Source organism: Streptococcus infantis, from assembly GCF_047464415.1.
Taxonomy (GTDB): domain Bacteria; phylum Bacillota; class Bacilli; order Lactobacillales; family Streptococcaceae; genus Streptococcus; species Streptococcus infantis_AE.
The window spans coordinates 233,523-259,019 of sequence record NZ_JASHBX010000001.1 but is presented as its reverse complement, the minus strand read 5'-3'; the positions used below and the strand labels follow the sequence as shown (position 1 = coordinate 259,019).

Genomic DNA, 25,497 nt, shown 5'->3' with positions numbered 1-25,497 from the left:
TTAGTAATAGTTCCATTTTTATTTTTATGTCTAGGAATATAAAAAAACTCAAGCATAAATCTTGAGTCTTTGGTTAATTTTTAAGATAAGATATTCATAACTGCCACACTGACATCGTCAATGGCATTTTCTTGGTTAGAACGGCTATTAGTTACTAACATTTCTAGGTTTCCTGCATTTTCATAGTAATAGGAAGCCCCTTTAGCATTGAATACAACCAAGAAGTGCTCTTCAATTCCCTGAATCTCGTAGACAATCCAACCACTATTTTCAATGGCTGTATGAACAAATACATGACGGTAGACTTCTTCATAAGTAGGGTATGAAAAGGCATTGGTTTGTGTTTTAAGTCGGATAATCTGACGAACAAACTCGATACTATCTTGACGCTCATTGATCAAATCCCAGTTGACTTGGTTGACGCTATCAGGAGCATTGTAACTATTCATAGCTCGCTCACGATCTGCGTGAGTCAACTCGCCATTTTCTCCTGTAGCTACAAGCTTGGTACGGCCAAACTCTTGCCCCAACTCCATGAAGGCCATCCCTTGCATGAGAAGGTTCATGGCTGTCGCTGTTTCTACTTTCTTCATGATACGTTTTCCACTCTCCGTTGGATGAAGGGTTTTAAGCAAATCATGCAAATTGTAGTTATCGTGGGCTTCTACATAGTTAAGAACCTGATTGGGGCTGAGGTAAGAACCCAGCTCTCGGCTTCCAAGGATAGCCTTTGCGACGATCGGCTCAGTTCCAGCACCACTGACGAAACCAGATTTGATAGAGCCATAGACTTCACAACCTTTGACCGCATCACGTTGATTATCATTAAAGAATCCAATGTTTGGCAACTGGTAGGCGTTATCTTTCTTAGCCTTATCATAAGGAGCAAGACCAGTTCCCATATCCCATCCTTCTCCATAAAGGATGATTTTAGGATCGACTTCGTCCATAGCCCAACGAATCATCTGCATAGTTTTGACATCATGGATTCCCATCAAGTCAAAGCGGAAACCGTCAATATTGAATTCTTTTACCCAGTAGAGAAGAGAATCAATCATATATTTACGGAACATTTCATGCTCACTGGCAGTTTCGTTACCGACTCCTGTTCCATTTTGATAGGTTCCGTCATGGTTCATTCGATAATAATAATCAGGAACCGTTGTTTGAAATGGCGCATCCACCGTTGAGAAGGTGTGATTGTAAACAACATCCATAATAACACCGATACCAGCATCGTGATAAGCTTGGACCATTGCTTTCAAATCACGGATAGCTTGACCTGGATCATTTGGATTTGTAGACATACTAGTTTCTGGAGCATTGTAGTTTTGTGGATCATATCCCCAGTTATAAGTTACATTTCCATCAGCGTCGTATTCTTTATGACGGTCAGCAATTGGTTGCAACTGAACATAGTTGACACCAAGTTCTTTGATGTAATCAAACGCAGTCGATTGACCATATTGGTTAACTGTTCCAGTTTGCGCTGCACCTAAGAAGGTGCCTCTTAATTCTGGCGCAACACCAGATGTTTCAGACTTAGTCAAATCACGGATATGCATTTCATACACAACTGCCTGGCAAGGATTTTCCAAACGCCAAGTTGCTTCTGTACCATGCTTAACCTCAAAACCTTCGACCTGACGATCTTGGTTTGAGACAATGGCTGAACGTTTTCCATCAGGACTTGTCGCTATTGTATATGGATCACGAGTTAATGACTGGTGATGAGGAAAGTCAATTTGGTAGTGGTAAGCACGACCTGCTAAGCTTTCTGGGACTGTTAAGCTCCAAACTCCAATTGTATTATACTTGTGGCTATAGGAATAACTATTTCCTCGCTCCATTTCAAAGGTTTTAAGGATAGGTGCGTCGTTACTTGCAGATTCATAGACTACTACTTGGACAGATGTAGCTGTTGGGGCCCATAGGCTAAATCTTGTTTCAGTTTCAGAAGCTTGACATCCCAACTCTCCTTGATAACCCCAGTGGTGGTCAAAACTAGCGCTATTGATTGCCTTGTCGAAGGCAAAAGGATTTTGGTCTTTATAATGAGTACTTGCAATAGCTGGATTTTCAGAATAATAAACTGTATCATCTCCATCCAAAATCCAAACCTCTGTCAAAAGTGGATAGTAATTGAAGCGAATAGGATATTCTTTGCTGACACCGTCTTTTTCAGCGCTAAAAGTCATGGTCTCAAGTGCTACTTCACTCGATTGAGTCAGTGAAAATTTGGCTCCAAAATATTCTTCTTCTTTGATAAGCTCTACTGAATCTAGAGGCTTTTTGCTGAAACTGCAAGCCTCGTAGGCTTCATCCTTGCGATGGTAATGAATAAGTACAGGATAATTGTACATAGTTCTCCCTAATTTCTAATTAATTTAATTTTATATGTTACTAATAATTTCTTGATCAAGTGCCTCAGGATTCACAAAAAACTCAATGTGATTATGGCATACTTCCAAATCTACTGGTGTGTCGCCACCGTATTCTCCATCAAGGTTGAGCATAAATGGCTCTTCCTGATCCAAAGTTTCAACTCGGAGTTTACTAGTTTTCAGATATTCAACATTGACATCTGATACGTGTTGGCCTCCGTTCATGGCCTGAACTAGCAAACTCAACATATCTAGTATTTTATCCGTCTTTACCAGAATAAGCGTGAAATTGCCATCATCCAGTTTGGTATCAGGTGCGAATTGCTCAAATCCACCAATAGAATTGGTCAAGGCAACAAAGACAAGAGAAACTTCTCCTGTAAAAATGCCCCAATCATGGTAAATACGAACAGGACGAGCTTTGGATTTTGGGAACATCTCGATGCCTTTAGCAACGTAGGCCAGATACCCCAGACGCGTCTTCAGTTCACTCGGAACACTAAAGGTTAACTCTGTAAGAGCTCCTGCCGCAGCAATATTGATGAAATACTTATCGCCAAAGGCACGACCAATATCAATTTGCTTGGTTTCATTTTTGGCAATGATCTTCGCTGCAGCAACTGGATCCCCCATAGGGATTTTCAATGCTCTAGCATAGTCATTGGTAGTTCCGGTAGGAATGATGGCTATCTTTGGACGATGTACCAGAGGTGCAATTCCATTAACCACTTCATTGATGGTGCCATCACCACCAGCTACTAAAACCAAATCAAAGCCAGCTTTTGCAGCTCTTTCTGCTTCTTTCTGGGCTGACAGGGGTTCAGGTTTGGTTTGGAAAGCACTGGTTTCATAGCCTATGCTCTCTAACACTTCTAGGACTTCTGCTATATTTTGCTTGATTATTTCCTGGCCTGAGGTCGGATTATAAATGAGACGTGCGCGTTTTTTTTCTTCTTTCATAGCTTACAAACTCTCAAGCCAAGCTTCATCACGAATCTCTATTCCCAGTTCTTGTGCTTTTTGGAGCTTGCTTCCTGCATCTGCTCCTGCTACAACAAGGTCTGTTTTTTTCGACACACTACCAGTAACCTTGGCTCCTAGACTTTCTAATTTATTTTTAGCTTCTGAGCGATTAAGACGTTCTAGCTTTCCTGTCAATACGACAGTTAGACCAGACAAGGCTGCATTTGCTGCAACTGTCTGTCCTTTGTAGTCTAGATTAACACCTGATTCTTTCAATTCCCTTAAAAGGATTTCAGAACCCTCTGTAGCAAAATAGGTCTGTAGGCTTTGAGCAATGACTCTCCCCAAACTTTCAATATTTGCAATTTCTTCAGGATTGGCTTGTGCTAGCGATTCGATTGAGTGAAAGTTTTGTAAAAGCAACTGACTTGCCTTACTTCCTACATGACGAATCCCCAAACCAAACAAGAGTTTTTCAGCAGAATTTTCTTTGGATGCTTGAATAGCCTGGTAGAGTTTTTGAGCTGATTTTTCCTTGATACCATCTAATAAAAGGAAATCTTCCACAGTCAAACGATAAATATCTGCAACATCCTTAACCAAATCGGCAGCAAATAGTTTCTCAACGATAGATGGACCAAGGCCAGAAATATTCATAGCATCACGCGATGCGAAGTGCGTCAAGCCTTCCTTGATTTGAGCAGGGCATCGCGGATTGATACAACGAAGGGCAACCTCATCTTCAAAATGTAAAAGCTTACTGTCACAACTTGGACAGTTTGTTGGAATGTCGAGTTTTTCTTCAGATATACGTTTTGATTCCACCACGCGTAAAACAGCAGGAATAATATCCCCTGCCTTATAGACAATGACTGTGTCATCCTTACGGATATCCTTTTCAGCGATATAGTCAACATTATGAAGGGTTGCACGACTTACAGTTGTACCTGCAAGTTGCACTGGAGTAAGATTAGCAGTCGGAGTCACAACTCCTGTACGGCCAACAGTCCAGTCAACAGAAAGAAGTTTTGCTTCTTTTTCTTCTGCTGGGAATTTATAAGCGACTGCCCACTTAGGCGCTTTAACTGTAAATCCTAGTTGCTCCTGACCAGCTAGATCATTGACCTTAATCACAACTCCATCGATATCATAAGGCAACTGTTCTCTTTCTTGACCAATTTCTTGAATAAACGCCCAAACCTCATCCATACTATGAGCTAATAGACGTCTTTGATTAACCACAAAGCCTAATTGTTCCAAATGTTTCAAAACCTTCTCTTGACTATCCCGAGTTGAAGGACTAGCTTCCTGATAAAGGAAGGTTGCAAGATTACGTTTGGCTACTACTGCTGTATCTAACTGACGAAGGGTTCCTGCAGCAGCATTTCTTGGATTGGCAAATTCTGGCTCCCCATTTTCTTGACGAGATTGATTGACCTGGTCAAAAGAAGCTCTCGGCATATAACATTCACCACGAACAGTAATATCTAATTTTTCTGGTAATGATAACGGAATGTCTTTCACTCGTTTAAGATTTTCAGTGATGTTTTCACCGATGGAGCCATCACCTCGAGTTGCCCCAGCAACAAAAATTCCCTGCTCATAAGTCAAGGAAATCGATAAACCATCAATCTTCAACTCACAAATATAAGTGACATCATCCAATTCTTTACGAACACGCGCATCAAAGGCGTCGAGTTCTTCACGTGAAAAAGCATCCTGCAAACTATAAAGAGGATACTGATGACTATATTTCTCAAACCCATCAAGAATCTTTCCACCAACACGATGTGTCGGACTTTCTGGCAAGACTTGGTCAGGATGAGCTTTTTCTAACTCTACCAATTCACGATAAAGACGGTCATACTCACTATCAGATACAGATGGATTATCACTTGTATAATACTCTGTCGCATAGCGATTGAGCAGTTCAACGAGCTCTTTCATTCTTTCATTCATAGAACCATTTTACCATAAAAAGGACTCTATAAACAATACTCAAGCTCTAAAAAAGAAAATGAGAAGGGCTTTTCTATCCCTTCTCACTAATTTTTATTTTTTACGGTTCAAAATAGCGTTCAAGATAATAGCTACTGTACTTGCAATAACGATACCATTTGAGAAGAACATTTGTAATTCAGTCGGTAAAGTATTGAAGAGATTACTTCCATTCAATCCAACCCCAGCAGAGATAGAAACTGCTGCAATGAGGAAGTTGTGTTCATTGTGTTCGAAGTCTACACGTGCCAAGATTTGCATCCCTTGGAGAGACACGAAACCAAACATGACAAGCATAGCTCCACCAAGAACAGGGCTAGGAATAATCTGAGCCAAGGCACCGAACTTAGGCAAAAGACCGAGCAAGATAAGGAAACCAGCTGCGTAGTAGATTGGTAAACGAGTACGAATACCTGAAAGTTTCACCAAACCTACGTTTTGTGAAAATCCTGTATAAGGGAAGGTATTGAAAAGTCCACCAAGTAAGACAGCAAGACCTTCTGCGCGATAACCATTACGAAGACGAGTGCTATCGATTGGATCTTTAGTAATATCAGAAAGGGCAAGATACACACCAGTTGATTCTACCATAGATACAGTAGCGATGATACACATCATTACAATAGAAGAAATCTCAAATTGTGGAGCACCGAAGTAGAATGGAGTTGGGATATGAACTAGTGGAGCTTCTGCTACAGGAGAGAAGTCAACCAAGCCCATAGTTGCAGCGATAATCGTACCTGCAATCAAACCAATCAAAATCGAAATAGATTTGATAAATCCTTTTGTAAGAATATTAACTAAAAGAATAATGAGAACAGTAATCATTGCCAAAGCTAAACTTTGTCCAGTAGGTTTTTCAACGTTATTTCCCATATTTCCGATGGCAACTGGAATCAAGGTCAATCCGATTGTTGTAATGACAGAACCAGTTACGATTGCAGGGAAAAGATTGGCAACCTTAGAGAAGATACCTGAAATCAGGATAACATAAATCCCTGAAGCAATCAAAGCTCCAAACATAGCACCACTACCATGACTCTGACCGATCATGATAAGAGGAGCAACAGACTGGAAGGCTACCCCAAGAACAATAGGCAAACCAACACCAAAATGTTTATTGAGTTGCAATTGTAAAAGAGTTGCAACCCCACACATAAAGATATCTGTTGAAATAAGGTAGGTCAACTGTTGAGCTGAATACCCTAAAGCACTTGCAATCATGATTGGTACCAGGATTGAACCTGAGTACATGGCTAGCAAGTGTTGCAAACCAAGAACGGCTGCCTGTGAGTGGTTTTCCTGTTGTTTCATTAGATATCTGCCTCCTTAAAGATAACTTTTCCATTTTCAAAACGCTCTAATCGCGCAAGTGATACTACTTGATGACCTGATTTTTCTAGCAGTTCACGACCATCTTGGAAGGATTTTTCAATCACAATTCCGATAGCTTCAACTGTAGCACCAGCCTGTTCAATAATCTGAATCAAACCTTTAGCTGCTTGACCATTAGCCAAGAAATCATCAATAATCAATACTTTATCTTGAGGAGATAAGAACTTCCCTGCAATGGATACGGTACTTGTTACTTGTTTAGTGAAAGAATAAACTTCAGCAGTTAAAATCCCTTCATTCATCGTAATATTTTTTGCCTTCTTAGCAAAAATCATAGGTACATCTAACTGTTCTGCAACATATAAGGCTGGGGCAATCCCAGATGCTTCAATGGTTACAACTTTTGTAATACCAGCATTTTTAAAATGCTCTGCAAAGGTGCGACCAATTTCGCGCATCAACTTGTAATCAACTTGGTGAGTCAAGAAAGAATCCACCTTAAGAATATTCTCACCTAAAATATTCCCATCTTTTAAAATACGTTCCTCTAGTAATTTCACAATAACCTCCGAAATAAAAAGGGACTCACAAAGCAAGTCCCTCGGAAACATAGAAACAAATAGTACTGCTTCTTTTATCTCTCTTCGACTTACTCATTGTTAGGTATTTACGGTACCTTGTAGAAACGCCACGCCAATTCGCGGCATAAATAAGTAATCATATTTTTAGTGAGCATCTCCATTCCAGATAGAGTTCTTCACAATCACATAATCTACATGTCTAAGATCAGCTACTTTACGACCTCCAGCATAAGAAATCGAACTTTGCAAATCCTGTTCCATCTCAGTCAAGGTATCTTGTAAATGTCCTTTGGCAGGAAGAAGAATTTTCTTACCTTCGACATTCTTATAAGCACCTTTTTGATATTCTGAAGCTGAACCATAGTATTCTTTGAATTGTTTACCGTCCACTTCAACTGTTTTACCAGGACTTTCGATATGCCCTGCAAACAGTGAACCAATCATGACCATACTTGCACCAAAGCGGATTGACTTGGCAATATCACCATGTGTACGGATACCACCATCAGCAATAATCGGTTTACGAGCAGCTTTCGCACACCAGCGGAGGGCGGCTAACTGCCAACCACCAGTACCAAAACCAGTTTTAACCTTAGTAATACATACTTTACCTGGACCGATTCCGACCTTAGTAGCATCTGCTCCAGCATTTTCAAGTTCACGAACGGCTTCTGGAGTACCAACATTACCAGCGATGACAAAAGTATCAGGTAATTCTTTCTTGATGTGCTGAATCATTGAAATCACGCTATCAGCATGACCATGAGCAATATCAATGGTGATATACTCTGGTGCATCAGCCTTTAATTGACTCACAAAATCATACTCGTAGTCTTTAACACCAACTGAAATAGAAGCAATCAAGCCCTGATCGTGCATACGTTTGACAAAAGGAATGCGTCCTTCTTCATCAAAACGATGCATAATATAGAAATATCCACCCTTAGCAAGTTGTTCAGCAACATTTTCATCTAAGATTGTTTGCATATTGGAAGGAACAACTGGTAATTTAAAGGTATGCTTCCCTAAAGTTACCTGCGTGTCAGCCTCTGCACGACTTTTAAGAACACACTTGTTAGGGATTAGCTGAATATCTTCATAGTCAAAGATCGGAAATTCGTTTAACATATTTCTCTCATTTCTCTTGTTTAGACCTTCCTAAAGTTAGGAATAGCCTCGTCTTTTCCAGACAATTACTCTAACAAGTTTACAATAATGTCCGTTTTTTGTCAATTGTAATGACCGAAAACAAATAATGTTCGTGTTTATAATTCTTGATTTAGATAATAAGTAGACATTCACCCTGTATTTGTCTTACCTTTCAAACACTTACCTAGATTTTCGATAAAGACTTTTTCAGAGGACTCAATCCTCCTGACAAAATCTTCAAAACTTTCGACTTGTCCAGGTATTTGGATAGACCATTTCTTCAACAGGGCTCCATAACCTGCTAGCTTTCCTATCTCATTATCAACTACCATTTCCTTGCTTGGAAAAATAAGCCCAGCCTGCTTAGCTTTTAAAATATAAGAATAAGAAATCAGCTGGAACAAGTCCTCACGGTTAATTCCTTTTTCAGTAAATTCTAGTCTTTTATATTTAGCATCTAAAACTGTCCTTAGTTCTCTGTTATAAAAATCTGGGAACACTTTTCGTTTACTATCAGAAAATACCGAAATACCGTCCGTCTTATCCTTATTTCTTGGATGGATGAAATCTTTTGGCAACACGGTATTTACATACTCTTCCCAAAGCCAGGCAACATCAAAAAGAATACCATGGATTTTTTGCTCTTGGTATCCTAAACCGTGCTTTTCTCTGTTTAATATCATCAGACACAGCTCTTGCAACTTTCTGTATTCCCGAAAGTAGGCATGACGAAGCGGTTTGGTTTGATTTAGTCGGATAATCTTGGCTCGATCAGCTAGTTTATAAGATGGGGTTACTCGAATAATTTCAGAGACATTTTCACGACTTGTTAATAAATTATCAAGAACTCCTCCCCCTATGCTTCTCTGATTCTTCATGTACTCAATCGTATGACGAATCAGCTGCATGAGGGAATTATCATAAGTGAACTCTCAAGTAAAGAAAAATTACACTAAAAAGCTAAAATCTTCAAAGCTAAAATCTTCGAAATTAAACATATATAAAGATATGTCTAATTTTTACAGAAAACGATTGCATAAGATTTTTATTTCTGCTAGAATATCTTTATCCCTAGAAAGCGCATTCAAGAGATGATAAAATGAAATAATAAACTAGGAGCTTTATATGATTCAAAATAATCTTGACAAAGGTTTTCGTTATTCTATCCGAAAACGTAGCATTGGTGTCTGTGGTGTAGTTATTGCAACTTTTTTATTAAGTACAGCTTCGATTATTCAAAATAATACTGTAAAAGCTACTGAAACCCCAATTTCAAGTAGTTCTAACTCAAAAACAGAACCTACAGTAAACGAACAAGAAAATACTCCAAACCTCAATTCAAAACCTGAAGAAAAAGACGCCACTACTGTAACTGAAGCGCCAAAAGCAGATGTTATGGAAAACCTCATGAGATCTACTAATCAGGCAGATAAGGACTTGAATAAATATCTTTTCGGATTAAACTACAATAAAATTGATATTTTAACTCGTAGAGGTGAAGCAATCGAAAATTATTCAAATACATCTTCAAAACAACAAGGGAATGAGTTTGTTGTAATTGAAAAAGTGAAAAAGAGTATTTCTAATAATTCAGCTGATGTTTCAATTAACGGTAATAGCGACATCTTCTTAGGCGCTTTGTTCCGAGCAGATCAAGGGTTATTAGAAAATAAACCTCAACTTGTTAGTATTGATAGAAAACAGGGTAGAATCAGCGTGGACCTTCCAGGAATGGCTGGAGCAGATAGCTATACTGATGCAAACACAACAGTCAGTGGTATGCAGGAAGGAATTAACACTCTGGTAAATAGATGGAATGCAAATTATGCATCAAGTAATCCTGCACCTGCTCGTATGCAATACGATTCTACTTCAGCATATAGTATGAATCAACTAAAAGCAAAATTTGGTAGCAACTTTGAAAAAATTGGGGTTGATTTAAAAATTGACTTTGAAGCTGCACAAAAAGGTGAAAAACAAATTGAAGTTGTCGACTTTAAACAAATTTACTTTACCGCTAACTTTGATGCACCAAAAAATCCTGGAGATGTCTTTGGTGATAATGTAACAGTCAACGATTTACAAGATCGTGGCTTGGATGAACAAACACCTCCTGTTTATGTTTCTAGTATGTCTTATGGCCGTCAAATGTATGTTAAATTTGAAACAACAAGTACAAGTACAGAACTTAAAGCAGCTATAAATGCTGTCATTAAAGGTGTGCCTATTAACCCTGAATCTGAATGGGCTCGTGTTTTGAAAAATACTTCTGTAACAGCTGTTATTGTTGGCGGCAACGCTGATGGCGCTGCTCGAGTAGTTACTGGAACACCTGAAGATCTCAAGAAATTAATTCAAGAAGGAGCTAATTTTAGTACACAAAATCCTGCAGTCCCTATTTCTTATAAAACTGCCTTTTTAAGAGATAATCAAGTTGCAACAATCCAAAACAGTACTGATTATATTGAAACTAAAATTACCTCTTACAAGAATGGCTATCTCAATTTGCAACATAAGGGTGGATATGTCGCTCGTTACTACGTTTACTGGGACGAAGTCACATATGACGAAAATGGAATTGAAAGCATCCGCTCTCGTGAATGGGAAGATAATGGAAAAAATAGAACTGCTGGTTTCCAAACTGAACTACAATTTAGAGGAAATGTTCGCAATCTTCGCGTAAAAATTCAAGAAAAAACAGGTCTTGCTTGGGAACCTTGGAGAACAGTTTATAATCGTACAGAATTACCTTTAGTTCAAAAACGCACTATTATCAATTCAGGAACCACACTAAGACCAAAATATAGTGAACAAGTTGAAAATAACTAATAAAATAGTTAAAATATAGAGTATCATTATTCATCAAATATCATTTTGAACCTTTCTGAATTTAGGATAACTCTATTCGATAACTTATACAATAAAAGGAAAACATCTTTTCATGAGATGCTTTCCTTTTTGTTTTTTTGAGGTTCTTAATCCAATTAACTCAACTTATCACAATTTAATACTCATTTAAAATCAAAAAGGGGAGAAATGTTACTGTATAAACAAACATATTAAAGTTATAGTAGATTGAAATAGGGTATGAACAAATCAATTAGCAAAGTTAAACTAATTTCTAGAAATATTTTTAGCAGTCAGAATGTGCTGTTCTAGATTCAGTCTATTATATTGTTAGAAACTCATTACTTGCTTTCCCTGAATAGAGTATGGTTCATTGATTGGCTGGTAAATTTCAAAGTTTATACTTGTATTACGATATTTCTTAAGCCACCTATCAACAAAAAATGAACTTTGATTTTAATTGTGTATGAATACTTTTAAAAAATCTGTTTTTATCGATTCAGAAGTTCTCTGTTATTTTTAGTTACGATTGATAAAAGAAATAAATTTAGAAACTTTATCGCCTTAGTCAGATTAACCAAAGTCATTCTCTAAAATTGAGACTTAAACTAAAACGTCTTTCTTACTAACTTATTCAGTAATTTAAAGATGTCACACTCTTATTACAATAATGACTAATACTCAATGAAAATCAAAGAGCAAACTAGGAAGCTAGCCGCAGGCTGCTCAAAGCACTGCTTTGAGGTTGTAGATAAGACTGACGAAGTCAGTTACATATATCTACGGTAAGGCGACGCTGACGTGGTTTGAAGAGATTTTCGAAGAGTATAAACCTCACTTCTTCTACATCCTAATAATACTCACCTTGACGATAATCCCATGAGTTAAAGGTATCTGATAGATGCATCATGATTTTATCAATGTCGAGACCTTTACGGATCACAACTGGTGCCGGAGAAGTTGAACGTGCTCCACCTTGTTCTGGAATGAGTTTGCCGTCTTTATCTACCATAGACACCATCACACCTTGTTCGTAGCGTGTTTCAACTGTTTTATCTGGCTGGATAGATGCAACATAGTCGTCTGCTTCAATAACAAGGTCCACTGCTCCTTCGATACGCTCTCCGATTCCTTCAACCTTACCACGATTTCCTTTACCAGACGGGTTTGCTGATGAGGCATAAACCATCTTGCCTTCTTCCCAAAGTTTGGCAGCTAGTTGTTCACCAGCTTTCCCAAATTTGATAACAAAACAGCTTGTACCACGCACGTCTGTCATGAGTTCTTCACGGCCATCACCATATGCTTTAAGTTTTTCAAAAGCTTCTGGTTTCCATGGAAGGATACAACCAAGTAGAATGTCTTCGTCCCAATGTTTTTGGTAGAAGGCTTCAATTTCTGGGTTGAGTTGTGCTAAAGCGCGAAGCTCGTCCATGCTACCGCAGAGAACAACACCTGGTTTGTTACGGTTGCGTTCCTTGGCTTCAAACTTGCGTTCAAGACCTGCCTTATCGCTAGTCATGATGATGTAACCAACTTTTGTAGGGCAAACGATACATCCGCCCTCACCTTTTAAAATGTCATAACCTTCTTGTGAAAGTGTTCCCTTCCATTGAATGTGTTTTGTCATAGTTCTATTTCCTTTTCTATTTTTTCTAATCCTGCCAGTAGGCTGGTCGTTGTTTTTCATAAGCAGCAATCAAGTCTTCATACTGCAAAGTAATACCGATATCATCCAAACCATTTAAGAGCTTGTGTTTCCATTCGCTATCGATTTCAAAGGAGAATTCTCCAACTGGTGAGATGATTTTTTGTTGTTCCAAGTCCACAGTTACCTGGTCACTTGGTTGTAGCTGGGCTAGTTTCTCTCTAACCTCTCTAGGCTGTACAATAGGCAACATGCCATTATTGAGTTCATTATTGTAATGAATGTCACCGAAAGATCCTGCAATCACGACCTTAAAACCATAGTCTGCTAAGGCCCAAGCTGCATGTTCCCTCGAAGACCCTGCGCCGAAGTTATCCCCTGAAATGAGAATACTGGCTTTGCGATATTCAGGTCGATTAAAGACAAAGTCTGGATCCTCAGTATACTTGTCATCTAGATAACGCCAAGCATACATAAGGTACTTACCAAAGCCTTTTTTATCAATTAACTTGAGAAACTGCTTGGGTAGGATTTGGTCAGTGTCGATGTTATCATTCATGAGAGGAACAGTCGTTCCCGTATAAACTGTGAATTTTTCCATATCCTCTCCTTACTGGGCTTCTGGCATTTGCCGAACATCTACGAAACGCCCTGCGATAGCTGCTGCTGCTGCCATGGCTGGACTGCAAAGATGGGTCTTAGCGCCAAAGCCCTGTCTGTCTTCAAAGTTACGATTGCTGGTTGAGGCACAGTGAACACCATCAGGTACCTTGTCAGGATTCATCCCTAGGCACATGGAACAACCTGGGTCTCTCCACTCAAAGCCAGCATCTAAGAAAACTTTATCCAAGCCCAATTTCTCCGCAGCTCGTTTGACAGGACGAGAGCCTGGAACCACGATAGCAGTTAGATTGGGGGCTATTTTCTTTCCTTTAACAAATCGCGCAGCCAGTTGCAAGTCGCTGAGACGAGCATTAGTACATGAACCGATAAAGATATAGCCTAGTTCAATATCAGCCGGCTTTTGACCTGGCTCTAAGTCCATGTAGTTGTAAGCTTGCTCATCATTCATATCTTTAATTTCTGGGAAGCTACTGTCAAAGTCAACCCCCATAGCAGGGTTGGTTCCCCAGGTCACCATAGGAGCCAAGTCTGAAACATCCATCTGGATAATCTTATCATAAACAGCATCCTCATCACTGACAATTGTTTTCCAATCCGCCACAGCCTCTTCAAAGTCCTCTGGAACACATTCCCGTCCCTTGAGATAATCATAGGTGGTTTGATCCGGATTCATGATTCCCATCTTGGATCCAAACTCGATGGACATATTGCAGATGGTCATTCGCTCTTCCATGCTCAGTGCATCAATAGCCTGCCCTCGATATTCCACCACATAGCCAACTCCACAGGCAACTCCGTACTTGGCAATCAGGGCGAGAATGTAATCCTTAGAATAAACTCCTTTTTGAGGAACACCAGTGAATTCCACCAGCATTTTCTTGGGTTTGACCTGCCAGAGGGTCTGTGTCGCAAAGACATGTTCGACCTCACTGGTCCCAATCCCAAAGGCGATAGCTCCGAAAGCCCCGTGGGTTGCTGTGTGACTGTCTCCACAGACGATGAATTTTCCTGGTTGAGTTCTTCCTGTTTCTGGACCTACCATGTGAACGATTCCCTGCTTTTCAGAACCGTGGGCCGCATGTTCAATTCCAAACTCCTCAACATTTTCAGCCAGCTTATCAATTTGAGCCTTGGAAATGACATCTCGAATATCATAGATATTGACCGTCGGGACATTGTGGTCAAAGGTTCCAAATGTCAAGTCTGGTCGTCTCAATCTGCGCCCTGCATCTCGTAATCCTTGAAAAGCCTGAGGACTTGTCACTTCATGAATATAGTGCTGGTCCACATACATGAGTTGGGGCTGCCCCTCTTCTCCTGTGATGACATGACGGTCCCATAATTTATCAAAAATCGATTTTCCTGCCATCCATTACCTCCAAATAAAATATAAGGCTACTAGTGTGGACACCATCCCGAGAAACCAAACTGTTTTAAAATACCATTTTCGAGTCTTGTGGTGAAAGATGATTCCTGCTAGCCAGGCACCAAAACCACCACAAGTAAAGGCTAAAATAAGTAAGATTTTCTCAGGGATACGCCAAGCTCTTCTCCTTGCCTTGGATTTGTCAATACCATAAATCAAGAAAACCATGACATTCCAAATCAAAAGGACTAGAGTAATTTTTTCGTCTAACTTCATAACCTTGCGATAATAGCTTCCGTCATTTCCTTTGTCGAAGCCTGTCCTCCTATATCTCTCGTTAAAATTCCAGCTGCCAAACTTGCCTCAACAGCACGTTCAATGCGCTCTGCATCCTCATAACGTCCAAAACTGTCTCTCAACATCATGGCCACTGATAAAATCATGGAAATAGGATTGGCAATTCCTTGACCTGCAATATCAGGAGCTGAACCGTGAATGGGCTCATAGAGACTTGGGCCATTTTCGGAGTGACTGGCTGATGGCATGACTCCAAGTGTACCAGATAGAACGCTCGATTCATCAGAGAGAATATCTCCGAAAAGATTTTCTGTCACGATGACATCAAACTTAGCAGGATTGGTAATCATGAGCATGGCAGCTGAGTCGACTAGCTGGTGCTCCAAGGTTACATCTGGGAAATCCTGTGCGACCTTCTCAGCTACTTTCCGCCAGAGTTTTGAAGTTGCCAACACATTTTGCTTATCGATACTAGTAACGATTTTTCTGCGATTTCTTGCGATTTCAAAGGCCTTGCGAATAATACGTTCTACTTCCTCATAGCTATAGTCGTTGATATCACGCGCTTTGCGCTCTTCAAGGATATGATTCCCAAAGTAAATCCCGCCTGTCAACTCACGCACCACGACAAAGTCTACACCAGCAATTCGTTCTGGTTTGAGAGGTGACAAATGCTTGAGACTCTCAAAGATTTTTACAGGGCGAATATTAGCATAAAGATTGAGTTCCTTACGGAGAGCCAGCAAGCCTTGTTCAGGCCGAATCGCTACCCCATCATACTGGGGACTACCGATAGCCGCTAGGAGAATGGCATCTGCTTCACGACATACCTTGAGAGTTTCATCAGGTAAGGGATGCCCTGCAGCATCGATACCTGCACCACCAAAAGGTCGTCTATCAATCTCATAGTCAAAACCTGTTTTTTCAGCTAGAGCCTTCAAAACTTCTAAACCAGCTTCCATGATTTCAGGTCCGATACCATCACCTGCTAGGGCAACTATTTTTCTTGTCATAGTATTCTCCTTTAAACACTAGGCATATCGCGATAGGAAACTGTTGTTCCCATCTCACCAGCATTCTCTTTTTGAACAAAGGTATTGGCATTAATGTAGGCAATAGCCGAAGCCTTCAACACATCGAAATCAAGTCCAGCTGCGTTAAAGATAGTTTCTGTATCTCTGTTTTCAACAGTAACTAGGACACGTGCCTGAGCATCAATCCCGTCTGTTACCGCATCAATGGTGTAGGATACCAAGCGAACAGATTGATTAAAGAATTTGTCGATAGCGTTAAAAATAGCCTCAACCGAACCTTGTCCTGTTGCATTAAATTCAACCTTTTCACCATCTAAATTAGTCAAGCTCACAGTCGCTTCAATATCATTTTCCGCATGAGTTTGAAGTTGCAAGTCATCAAAGTGGAAGCCTTCTGGATTTTCAACTATGGTGCCAGCTACTAGAGCTCGAATATCAGCATCTGTGATTTCTTGCTTCTTATCTGCCAAGGCCTTGAACTTAGTAAAGAGTGGCTTGATATCTTCGTCTGTAAAGTCTAGAGCCAAATCTCTTAGTTTCTCAACAAAAGCATGGCGACCAGACAATTTACCGAGTGGAAGACTATTACTCTTGGCACCAACCAATTCAGGTGTAATGATTTCATAAGTGAGAGGATTTTTAAGAACACCGTCTTGGTGAATGCCTGATTCATGAGAGAAGGCATTCCCACCGACAACTGCCTTATTTTTAGGAACTGGAATTCCTGAGAAACGAGAAACCATTTCAGACGTATTAATCGTTTCGTTTAGTACAATACTTGTCTCTGCTTGGTAATAATCTTGGCGAATATTGAGGGCTACTGCAATTTCTTCCAAAGCAGCATTTCCAGCTCGCTCCCCAATACCGTTGATAGTCCCTTCAACACGTCCTGCACCATTCTTAACAGCAGCAAGGCTATTGGCAACTGCCATTCCAAGGTCATCGTGACAGTGAGGTGAATAGATAATCTGACGGTCGGTTTTAACATTATCAATCAGATACTTGAAGATATTCCCATATTCCTCTGGTGTGGTAAAACCAACCGTGTCAGGAATATTGATATAAGTCGCACCTGCGTCTACCGCTGTTTGAACGACTTGTAAGAGGAAATCCAGCTCAGTTCTAGTTGCATCCTCAGGAGAGAATTCTACTACTTCAAACTTAGTCCTTGCATAGGAAACATGCTCTTTAATAGCATCCAATATTTCCTCTTTACTCTTATTCAACTTAAATTCACGATGAATAGGACTCGTTGCAATAAAGACATGGATTTGTGGATACTTGGCATCCTTGAGAGCTTCATAACAGGCATCAATATCAGATTTAACAGAACGAGCTAAGCCTGTCACTGCTGTTGTTTTCATGGCTTTAGCAATCTCTTGAACAGCTGTGAATGAATCTGGACTAGCTGCTGGAAAACCAGCTTCGATGGCTGAAATCCCCCATTTCTCCAGTTGCCTAGCTATAGCAACCTTTTCTTTAATTGAAAAATTGACACCCGGCGTCTGCTCACCATCTCGGAGACTGGTATCTAGAAATTCAACTATTCTCATAAGATTTCCCCTTTTCTAAATTTGGTTTAAAAAAACATCTCGCTCGGAGTTCCAAGCGAGATGTTGATTTACTCCCGCTTGGTAAGCCAAACAGGACTAATGCTTCTGCACTAGCCCGAGTACCTCAACAACAAAGCAAATTGATTAAACTTAGCTGTTTTCATGTTTGACTTTCTCCTTCGTTTGATATCTTGTTTAGTATTTTAGCATAGGAAAAAACACATGTCAAGAAAAAATCCAATATTTTCTGAAAATTTCTTCAATAAAGAATATTTTGCGAATTGAAAGTATTTGAAAACTCAAATATATTTATTTCTTAGAAGTCAAAAACCAACTTCTCTCAAATAATTCAAGGACCTTTTCGTCAGTTAGAGTGTCATCGAGTGGAAGACTAATCCAATAGCGTTTATTCATATGAAAGGCTGGATAAATCCCGTTTTGTGAAAGCAAGTCAGCTACTTGGTCGTGTTTGAGGTTGACTGCTTCCACTAATCCTTCTCTGCCCTTTTCAAGCTTATCCCAAGAAATCTTCATAAGAACCGCATACCACTTCTGATTATTTTCATGGCGTAAAATCGCAGTATCAGGAGATTTCTCCCATAAGTATTCTAATTGATTTTCATACTTTTCTTGAACACGACTCATGATTCTCTTGGTCTGAGGATAGATAAAATCCTGCACATCAAAACAAGACTTTCGGATTTCATAAAGAACTTCTAAGCAGGCCTCTCTAACCTTTCCTACAAAAGTTCCTCTCATACTTCCCATATGAACTTGAGGATAAAGATCCCCAGTTTCTTGGTCATAAACTTGAAAACCTAAGACTCCATCCTCAACTGTAACCATCATGAGAAAGTCTCCCTGCAAGATAGTCGAACTATGAGTCCATACGCCTTGATTTTCTACAAATCCATACTCTTTAGCCTTTTTACTGTTAAATTGGTAGGCCTTAAAAATTTCAAACATAAGCGAAAACTGCTACCAAAAGCTAGCAGTTCCTTTCTATTTTTTAAAAGACAACCTTAGTTCCATGTAATTGTGTTACACCCAGTTGGTCGATAAAGGTTTGACGGTTGTCCATGTCAATCCCTCCACCAGGTAAAATTTCAATTTTTTCTGCAGCGTGTTCCAGAATTCTGTGATAGTTCGCAAAACGTTTCTCTAGAGAATCGCCAGATACACCAGCACGAGTCAGAATGCGTGTCACTCCAGCTTGGCTGAGCCAATCAATGGCTTCTAACTGATCCTGTTCGCTCAATTCATCAAATGCCATATGGAAAACAATTTCCATACCTTTAGATGCAGCAATCAATTTTTCAAGATTGGCCTTGTCCAACTTCTTATCAGCAGTCAATGCACCAAAGACAACGCCTTGGCTTCCTGCTTGAGCAGTTAGAGCAATATCCTCAAGCATGATAGCAACTTCTAAATCATTGTAGACAAAATCACCACCACGTGGACGAATCATGGTCATGATGGTCGTATCGTAGTCGGCCGCCAGTTCCACAGCTGCCTTTGTCACTCCGTAGCTTGGAGTTGTTCCACCAACTGCTAGATTATCACAGAGCTCGATGCGGCGAGCTCCTGCCTGCATAGCTTTTTCAAGCAAAGTTATATTTTCAGCACAAAATTCGTAAATCATTTGATTCTCCTTGAAGATTAGTTTAAATTTATTATATCATATTATTTTGAATATATTTTTATTTTTATCAAGGGAAATCGTTACTTATTAAAGCTATTCTTTATCAGGAATCACCTTAAAAAGATAGTAGGTAATAAAGATGGTTAAACATCCCAAACCGATTTTAACTGGTAAAAGAGGCGCAAAATAAATGGAAATTCCCATCAAGATATAAATTGATACAATAATTTTTTTCTTACGTTCACGCGCAATAGACTTGGTCTCACGAAAGTCCGCTACGTAAGTCTGATAAAGTTTGGTATGATAAAGCCAATCTTCAAAACGCTTGGAACTTCTGGAAAAACAAGCAATAGATAACAGAAGAAAAGGTGTCGTAGGCAACAAGGGCAAGACAACTCCAACAATAGCCAGAGCTAATGACAGAAATCCAATAATCAGATAGATAATACGCATAACTTCTCCTAGTTAATACTCTTCGAAAATCTCTTCAAACCACGTCAGCGTCACCTTACCGTATATATATTACTGACTTCGTCAGTTCTATCTACAACCTCAAAGCAGTGCTTTGAGCAGCCTGCGGCTAGCTTCCTAGTTTGCTCTTTGATTTTCATTGAGTATAAAATAATCTTCTTCTAGTTTCGCATACAATGATGAATTTTGTCAAGCCTTTACTAAAAAGAGCCTGAAATTTACTTTCAGGACTCATTTTTTTATTTGATTTTTTCTTCTTCGTAATCACCATTGCTACAAACGATCTGCTTACCGCCACCACGGACTTTTTTCTCCATGAGGAAGTTTCCACATTTTGGACAATCTCGGCCAACAGGCTTGTCCCAAGAAGTAAATTCACATTCTGGATAGCGATTGCAACCATAGAAGATACGATTACGCTTAGTTTTTCGTTCAATAATTTGACCTTGATGACAGCTTGGACACTCCACACCAATTTCTTTCACGATTGCTTGTGTATGACGGCAATCTGGGAAATTGCTACAAGCATAAAACTTACCAAAACGACCAAGTTTAATGACCATCGGACTGCCACACTCTTCACAATCAAATCCTGCTGGCTCATCCTTGATTTGGATTTTTTCCATTTCCTCTTCGGCTTTGGCAACCTCTTTAGAGAAGGGTTTGTAAAATTCATCAATGACTCGTTGCCACTGCTCTTTTCCAACTTCGACATCATCCAGTTTACCTTCCATTTCAGCTGTAAAGGTTACATTGACGATATCAGGGAAATATTCAACGATGAGCTTGTTAACAATTTCTCCCAACTCTGTCGGTTCAAAACGCTTGGCTACCAAACGCACATAATAGCGCTTTTGAATAGTTTCAATGGTAGGTGCATAAGTTGATGGACGTCCGACACCATTTTCTTCCAAGGTCTTAATCAGTGTTGCTTCCGAATATCGGGCTGGTGGTTGAGTGAAGTGCTGCTCAGGTTTACTATTGACCTGCTTGACGACATCACCAACTACCATATCCGGCAACATCTTATTCTTATCTGAATCATTGTAAATGGCCAAGTAACCATCAAATTTGACCTGACTACCATTCGCTGCAAATTGAACTCCATTTTGAGAGAGCTTCACAGCCATGGTATCAAAGATAGCACCCGTCATCTGACTCGCTACAAAGCGATTCCAGATAAGTGTATAAAGCTTAAGTTGGTCTTTGTCTAAGTATTTAGCGATCTTTTCAGGTGTATTAAAGACACTTGATGGGCGAATAGCCTCATGGGCATCCTGAGCACCAGTCGCATTCTTTACCTTGCTGCCATGCTTAGAATACTTACTGCCAAAACGTTCGTTAATGTAGTTTGCAGCTTCATTTTGAGCAACTGGACTGATACGAGTCGAGTCTGTACGCATATAGGTGATCAAACCTTGGACGCCCGTACCAATATTAATCCCTTCATAGAGTTGCTGGGCAACCATCATAGTCTTTCGAGTACGGAAATTGATTTTATTAGCTGCATCCATCTGCATAGTTGAGGTAGTATAAGGGAGTGGAGCGTTACGCTTGCGTTCTTTTTTATCTACCTGATCAACTGTAAAGTCTTTGCTGGATAGATGAGACAAGACTTCTTTGACCTCTTCATTGCTTGTCAATTTCATCTTCTTGCCATTCATTCCATAGAAGGATGCTTGGAATTGCTTAGTCCCCTTTTTGAAGACTCCATCAATAGTCCAATATTCTTCTGGTTGAAATGCATTGATTTCATTTTCACGGTCAATGATTAACTTAAGCGCAACAGACTGAACACGGCCAGCTGACAAGCCCTTCTTGACCTTTTTCCATAAAATTGGTGAAATAGAATAACCTACCAAGCGGTCCAAAACACGACGGGCTTGTTGGGCATCCACCAAATTCATATCAATCTTACGAGGTTCTTTAAAGGCATTTTTTACCGCATCTTTAGTAATCTCGTTGAAAACAACACGGTTAGCATCATTTTCATCTAGATTAAGAATATGAGCTAAATGCCAAGAAATTGCTTCTCCTTCGCGGTCCGGGTCACTTGCGAGAAAGACTTTATTGGCTTTTTTAGCTTCTTTTTTCAAGTCATTGATCAGAGGACCTTTCCCACGAATATTGATATATTGGGGTTCATAATTATTTTCTACATCGACTGACATACTGGATTTTTTCAAATCACGAATATGACCAACACTGGCTAAAACCTTATAATTTCTACCCAGGTATTTTTCAATCGTTTTAGCCTTTGCAGGCGACTCCACGATTACTAGATTTTTTTTAACTGTTGATTTTTTCTTCTTTGTTGCCGTAGCCACAGTATCACACCTTTTCAAAGTAATAAACTTTATAAAGTGTAAACCATTTTTAAAAACCTGTCAAGACTTAACTCCTATATATAGAAGAAAATTTTAAACAATAAAGCCTTACTAGTTCTTAAAATTCAAATTCTGCTAGCACATCCTGACCACTTGAAACAAGTTTTGCACCTTCTTGAACCAAGTGATGACAACCATCTGAACGACCATCTAAAATGCTACCTGGAATAGCAAAGACATCTCTTCCTTCTTCCATAGCTCGCTCACAAGTAATCAAACTACCAGATCTCATCTTTGCCTCAGCAACGATGACACCCATACATAGGCCAGCAATAATCCGATTTCTTGCTGGAAAGTGATATTTCAAAGGTTCTTCACCCGGTCCATATTCACTCAGTATCAAATGATATTCACCGATGTAGTCCTGCAGTCGTTTATTAGAACGTGGATAGTAGACATCCAAGCCAGTTCCAATGACTGCAATGGTTTTTCCACCACCTTGAAGAATTGACATATGCGCTGCAGTATCAATCCCTCTAGCAAGCCCACTCACAATTACCAGCTCATTCTCCAGTTCTTCAATAACCTTACGGACTGATTTTGTCCCTGTTTGACTACAAGAGCGACTGCCTACAACTGCAATCTTAGGTAACTTTAAGAGATTTAAATCGCCCTTATAAAATAACAATACTGGAGCATCATAGATTTCACTGAGAGCAAAGGGATAGATATCGTCTAGGATGGAAAAAGAGGGAAATTTTTCAAAGTCACTTCTTAATCGCTCCATACTTTCAAAGGTGAGTTTATGGTAACGTTCCATAAAAACCACTGGATTTCTACACTCAGATGCTTCTGCTATCGTTTCTAGGGTTAATTCTTGATCATAGATTTCTCCATATTGAAGTACCTTTAAAACCTGTTGATTACTTAAACCTGCTTGTTTCAACTTATAAATCTCAAAATTATCAATCTTAATCTTCATGATAGACTCCTTGTTTTTCTCTCTATCTATTTATTCGGAGAAAAAGAAAAAAACTTCCCAACAATTTTACTTGTTTAGGAAGTTTCTATTTTTATTTGTTATGTTAGTAATCAGGACGAAGGACTCCAGTGACAGTTGCCTTAGTTGCTTCGTAATCCCCATCAATAACAACCTTGATAATGCGTTTAGCATCCTCTTCAGGCGTAGAAACCAAAGGTAGACGAGTTGGTCCTGCTTCGAATCCCATATAGTTGAGTACCGCCTTAACAGGCGCCGGACTTGGGTAAGAGAAGAGAGCATTGACTTTAGGAATAAATTTACGTTGAATAGCTGCCGCTTTCTTCATATCACTTTCTTCGATTGCAGTAAACATTTCATGCATCTCATCTCCATTTGTATGGGAAGCAACAGAGATAACTCCGTCTGCACCAAGGTTCATAGCATGGAAGGCATCTCCATCTTCACCAGTATAAACCAAAAATTCTTCTGGTTTATGCTCAATCAAGTAAGCCATATTGGCAAGACTGGTACATTCTTTGACACCGATAATATTTGGATGTTCCGCCAAACGAAGTAAGGTATCTGGAGTCATTTCTACAACTACACGACCTGGAATGTTATAAATAATAATTGGCAAATCAGAGGCATCTGCAATTGCTTTAAAGTGCTGATACATACCTTCTTGGGATGGTTTGTTATAGTAAGGAACAATCCCAAGACCAGCTGCAAAACCACCAAACTCTGCTACTTCTTTGACGAATTCGATAGAGTCACGTGTGTCATTGGTACCAACACCGGCAATTAAAGGAACACGGCCATTGACAACCTTTTGAACAGCCGCAAACAACTGCAACTCCTCATCGTGAGTTAGAGTCGGACTCTCAGCAGTTGTCCCTGCTAGGAGAATTCCATCTGTATGATGAGCCAATAAATGTTCAATCAACTTTGGAATGGCATCGAAATTGATAGAGCCATCTTCATGAAAAGGAGTAATAAAGGCTGTGATAATTTTACAATCTTTTAAATCTTGATAAGACATACAAAACACCTTTCTATTTTAAAGAAGGAGTTCAAAAGAACTCCTACACATTATTTCAATTCAAATTTTAATTCAGCTGTTGGGCGAACCAATCCACGTTCGTGAAGTGTTTCTGCGATTTGGACTGAGTTCCAAGCGGCACCTTTAAGAAGGTTATCAGAAACCACCCACATATGAATACCTTTTTCTGCATCCAAATCTTTACGGATACGTCCAACGAAAGTATCACGTGAACCAACAGCATTTACTGCTTGAGGATAGATTTGGTGAGCAACATCATCTTCAAGAACTGCACCTGGGAAGGCAGCAATAGCAGCTTTCACTTCTTCGATTGGTGCTACTTCTTTTGTTTCAATATAGACTGACTCAGAGTGAGCTGACAAAACTGGAATACGTACACATGTTGCTGATACTGCAATGCTATCGTCTTCCATGATTTTCTTAGTTTCATTGGTCATCTTCATCTCTTCGTAAGTGTAGTCATTGTCAGTGAAGACGTCAATTTGCGGAAGAGCGTTGAAGGCGATTGGATAGTGTTTCTTATCGCCACCTGAAGGCAGGATTTCCGCATGCAAATCACGTGGATTTACGCCATCATTCAAGACTTCACGCAACTCACGTTGAGTTTCAAGAATTGCTCCCATACCAGCACCTGAAACTGCTTGATAAGTTGATACGATGATACGGTCCAAGCCCCATTTTTGACGAACGGGCTCAAGAGCCACCATCATTTGAATTGTTGAACAGTTAGGACAAGAGATGATTCCGTTGTGAGCATCTAGGGCGTGGGCATTCACTTCAGGAACAACCAATGGTACATCTGGATTTTGACGGAAGTAAGAAGTGTTATCTACGACAACTGCGCCTGCTTTAACAGCATAAGGTGCATATTTTGCAGAAGTTGATCCACCAGCTGAGAAGAGAGCAATATCAACCCCTTCAAAAGCGTCTTCTGTTGTTTCTTCGATGGTCACATCTTGACCTTTGAATTGCAAGACCTTACCTGCAGAACGTGCAGACGCAAGGTAACGAATCTTATCGATCGGAAGAGTTGATTCTTCCAACATTTTGATCATTTGAGCACCAACGGCACCTGTAGCGCCGACAACAGCAACTGTGTATCCCATAACAAACCTCTTTCGGAATTTTCTAAAAATTTCTATAATAGAAACATTATACTACTTTTTACCAAAATTGAAAAGTCTTTTTCCTATCTATTTTCTGAAATTGACAAGAAAAAGGCGGTGGGACAGAAAT

Annotated in this window: 20 protein-coding genes, 1 pseudogene and 1 riboswitch; of the genes and pseudogenes, 1 reads left to right on the top strand and 20 read right to left on the bottom strand. The window is 39.7% G+C overall.

Features of this window, described 5'->3' with window-relative positions; all coding sequences use genetic code 11:
* Window positions 1-80 precede the first annotated feature (80 nt).
* The 7 genes and pseudogenes from pulA to QM460_RS01255 all read right to left on the bottom strand — a co-directional run.
* A complete protein-coding gene (gene pulA, locus QM460_RS01285) occupies window positions 81-2,363 on the bottom strand; it encodes a type I pullulanase (RefSeq protein ID WP_414288919.1) in 2,283 nt (760 codons plus the stop codon).
* A gap of 30 nt (window positions 2,364-2,393) precedes the next feature.
* Window positions 2,394-3,344 carry a diacylglycerol kinase family lipid kinase gene (locus tag QM460_RS01280; RefSeq protein WP_414288917.1) on the bottom strand — a complete coding sequence of 317 codons (951 nt, stop codon included), beginning with the start codon at window positions 3,342-3,344 and terminating at the stop codon, window positions 2,394-2,396.
* Window positions 3,345-3,347: 3 nt separating this feature from the next.
* Window positions 3,348-5,306, bottom strand: a complete 1,959-nt coding sequence (gene ligA, locus QM460_RS01275) for an NAD-dependent DNA ligase LigA (protein ID WP_414288915.1) — start codon at window positions 5,304-5,306, stop codon at window positions 3,348-3,350.
* 93 nt (window positions 5,307-5,399) lie between these two features.
* Window positions 5,400-6,659, bottom strand: coding sequence for a nucleobase:cation symporter-2 family protein (locus QM460_RS01270; protein WP_414288914.1), 1,260 nt, complete (start codon window positions 6,657-6,659; stop codon window positions 5,400-5,402).
* The gene (locus tag QM460_RS01265) at window positions 6,659-7,240 is read right to left on the bottom strand and encodes a xanthine phosphoribosyltransferase (RefSeq protein WP_414288913.1); all 582 of its coding nucleotides are present in this window, start codon (window positions 7,238-7,240) and stop codon (window positions 6,659-6,661) included. Before QM460_RS01265 ends, QM460_RS01270 begins: the two co-directional genes overlap by 1 nt.
* A gap of 76 nt (window positions 7,241-7,316) precedes the next feature.
* Window positions 7,317-7,413, bottom strand: a riboswitch (purine riboswitch).
* Complete coding sequence (gene guaC, locus QM460_RS01260; RefSeq protein WP_000931194.1) at window positions 7,406-8,389, bottom strand: GMP reductase; 984 nt, start codon at window positions 8,387-8,389, stop codon at window positions 7,406-7,408. It overlaps the preceding riboswitch by 8 nt.
* 170 nt (window positions 8,390-8,559) lie before the next feature.
* Window positions 8,560-9,342, bottom strand: a pseudogene (locus QM460_RS01255) (5-methylcytosine restriction system specificity protein McrC); the annotation flags it as partial.
* 193 nt (window positions 9,343-9,535) lie between these two features.
* Between QM460_RS01255 and QM460_RS01250 the strand changes: the two are divergent.
* Window positions 9,536-11,239 carry a thiol-activated cytolysin family protein gene (locus QM460_RS01250; protein ID WP_414288912.1) on the top strand — a complete coding sequence of 568 codons (1,704 nt, stop codon included), beginning with the start codon at window positions 9,536-9,538 and terminating at the stop codon, window positions 11,237-11,239.
* 868 nt (window positions 11,240-12,107) lie between these two features.
* On the opposite strand, the gene QM460_RS01245 is transcribed toward QM460_RS01250, so the two are convergent.
* The 13 genes from QM460_RS01245 to QM460_RS01185 all read right to left on the bottom strand — a co-directional run bounded on the left by QM460_RS01245 (window position 12,108) and on the right by QM460_RS01185 (window position 25,367).
* Entirely contained in the window at window positions 12,108-12,887 is a 780-nt protein-coding gene (locus QM460_RS01245; RefSeq protein ID WP_414288910.1) for an L-threonylcarbamoyladenylate synthase, read from the bottom strand.
* 25 nt (window positions 12,888-12,912) lie between these two features.
* On the bottom strand, window positions 12,913-13,506 hold the full coding sequence (gene leuD, locus QM460_RS01240) for a 3-isopropylmalate dehydratase small subunit (protein ID WP_414288908.1): 594 nt from the start codon (window positions 13,504-13,506) through the stop codon (window positions 12,913-12,915).
* A gap of 9 nt (window positions 13,507-13,515) precedes the next feature.
* Complete coding sequence (gene leuC, locus QM460_RS01235) at window positions 13,516-14,898, bottom strand: 3-isopropylmalate dehydratase large subunit (RefSeq protein WP_414288907.1); 1,383 nt, start codon at window positions 14,896-14,898, stop codon at window positions 13,516-13,518.
* 3 nt (window positions 14,899-14,901) lie between these two features.
* Window positions 14,902-15,171: a DUF1294 domain-containing protein gene (locus tag QM460_RS01230; protein ID WP_101784767.1), complete on the bottom strand. Its 270-nt coding sequence runs from the start codon at window positions 15,169-15,171 to the stop codon at window positions 14,902-14,904.
* Window positions 15,168-16,205 (bottom strand): 3-isopropylmalate dehydrogenase, encoded by a 1,038-nt coding sequence (gene leuB / locus QM460_RS01225; protein WP_414288906.1) that lies wholly within the window; start codon window positions 16,203-16,205, stop codon window positions 15,168-15,170. Before leuB ends, QM460_RS01230 begins: the two co-directional genes overlap by 4 nt.
* 11 nt (window positions 16,206-16,216) lie before the next feature.
* Window positions 16,217-17,779 (bottom strand): 2-isopropylmalate synthase, encoded by a 1,563-nt coding sequence (locus tag QM460_RS01220; RefSeq protein WP_414288905.1) that lies wholly within the window; start codon window positions 17,777-17,779, stop codon window positions 16,217-16,219.
* Between the two features lie 309 nt (window positions 17,780-18,088).
* Window positions 18,089-18,745: an MmcQ/YjbR family DNA-binding protein gene (locus tag QM460_RS01215; protein ID WP_414288904.1), complete on the bottom strand. Its 657-nt coding sequence runs from the start codon at window positions 18,743-18,745 to the stop codon at window positions 18,089-18,091.
* Window positions 18,746-18,788: 43 nt separating this feature from the next.
* Window positions 18,789-19,421, bottom strand: a complete 633-nt coding sequence (locus QM460_RS01210) for a copper homeostasis protein CutC (protein ID WP_414288903.1) — start codon at window positions 19,419-19,421, stop codon at window positions 18,789-18,791.
* Window positions 19,422-19,514: 93 nt separating this feature from the next.
* Window positions 19,515-19,874, bottom strand: a complete 360-nt coding sequence (locus QM460_RS01205) for a YbaN family protein (RefSeq protein WP_045763427.1) — start codon at window positions 19,872-19,874, stop codon at window positions 19,515-19,517.
* 257 nt (window positions 19,875-20,131) lie between these two features.
* On the bottom strand, window positions 20,132-22,219 hold the full coding sequence (gene topA, locus QM460_RS01200) for a type I DNA topoisomerase (RefSeq protein WP_414288902.1): 2,088 nt from the start codon (window positions 22,217-22,219) through the stop codon (window positions 20,132-20,134).
* Window positions 22,220-22,337: 118 nt separating this feature from the next.
* Entirely contained in the window at window positions 22,338-23,195 is an 858-nt protein-coding gene (gene dprA, locus QM460_RS01195; RefSeq protein WP_414288945.1) for a DNA-processing protein DprA, read from the bottom strand.
* A gap of 109 nt (window positions 23,196-23,304) precedes the next feature.
* Window positions 23,305-24,240 carry a 4-hydroxy-tetrahydrodipicolinate synthase gene (dapA, locus tag QM460_RS01190; RefSeq protein WP_414288900.1) on the bottom strand — a complete coding sequence of 312 codons (936 nt, stop codon included), beginning with the start codon at window positions 24,238-24,240 and terminating at the stop codon, window positions 23,305-23,307.
* 50 nt (window positions 24,241-24,290) lie between these two features.
* Window positions 24,291-25,367: an aspartate-semialdehyde dehydrogenase gene (locus tag QM460_RS01185; RefSeq protein WP_000542499.1), complete on the bottom strand. Its 1,077-nt coding sequence runs from the start codon at window positions 25,365-25,367 to the stop codon at window positions 24,291-24,293.
* Between the last annotated feature and the right edge of the window lie 130 nt (window positions 25,368-25,497).

Coding starts and splice junctions, on each gene's coding strand:
- guaC (WP_000931194.1), bottom strand. CDS start 8,389: ATGTTAAACGAATTTCCGATCTTTGACTATGAAGATATTCAGCTAATC.
- leuC (WP_414288907.1), bottom strand. CDS start 14,898: ATGGCAGGAAAATCGATTTTTGATAAATTATGGGACCGTCATGTCATC.
- QM460_RS01280 (WP_414288917.1), bottom strand. CDS start 3,344: ATGAAAGAAGAAAAAAAACGCGCACGTCTCATTTATAATCCGACCTCA.
- QM460_RS01185 (WP_000542499.1), bottom strand. CDS start 25,367: ATGGGATACACAGTTGCTGTTGTCGGCGCTACAGGTGCCGTTGGTGCT.
- QM460_RS01220 (WP_414288905.1), bottom strand. CDS start 17,779: ATGAGAATAGTTGAATTTCTAGATACCAGTCTCCGAGATGGTGAGCAG.
- pulA (WP_414288919.1), bottom strand. CDS start 2,363: ATGTACAATTATCCTGTACTTATTCATTACCATCGCAAGGATGAAGCC.
- QM460_RS01270 (WP_414288914.1), bottom strand. CDS start 6,659: ATGAAACAACAGGAAAACCACTCACAGGCAGCCGTTCTTGGTTTGCAA.
- QM460_RS01215 (WP_414288904.1), bottom strand. CDS start 18,745: ATGTTTGAAATTTTTAAGGCCTACCAATTTAACAGTAAAAAGGCTAAA.
- leuD (WP_414288908.1), bottom strand. CDS start 13,506: ATGGAAAAATTCACAGTTTATACGGGAACGACTGTTCCTCTCATGAAT.
- ligA (WP_414288915.1), bottom strand. CDS start 5,306: ATGAATGAAAGAATGAAAGAGCTCGTTGAACTGCTCAATCGCTATGCG.
- QM460_RS01205 (WP_045763427.1), bottom strand. CDS start 19,874: ATGCGTATTATCTATCTGATTATTGGATTTCTGTCATTAGCTCTGGCT.
- QM460_RS01245 (WP_414288910.1), bottom strand. CDS start 12,887: ATGACAAAACACATTCAATGGAAGGGAACACTTTCACAAGAAGGTTAT.
- QM460_RS01250 (WP_414288912.1), top strand. CDS start 9,536: ATGATTCAAAATAATCTTGACAAAGGTTTTCGTTATTCTATCCGAAAA.
- leuB (WP_414288906.1), bottom strand. CDS start 16,205: ATGACAAGAAAAATAGTTGCCCTAGCAGGTGATGGTATCGGACCTGAA.
- QM460_RS01210 (WP_414288903.1), bottom strand. CDS start 19,421: ATGATTTACGAATTTTGTGCTGAAAATATAACTTTGCTTGAAAAAGCT.
- dapA (WP_414288900.1), bottom strand. CDS start 24,240: ATGTCTTATCAAGATTTAAAAGATTGTAAAATTATCACAGCCTTTATT.
- QM460_RS01230 (WP_101784767.1), bottom strand. CDS start 15,171: ATGAAGTTAGACGAAAAAATTACTCTAGTCCTTTTGATTTGGAATGTC.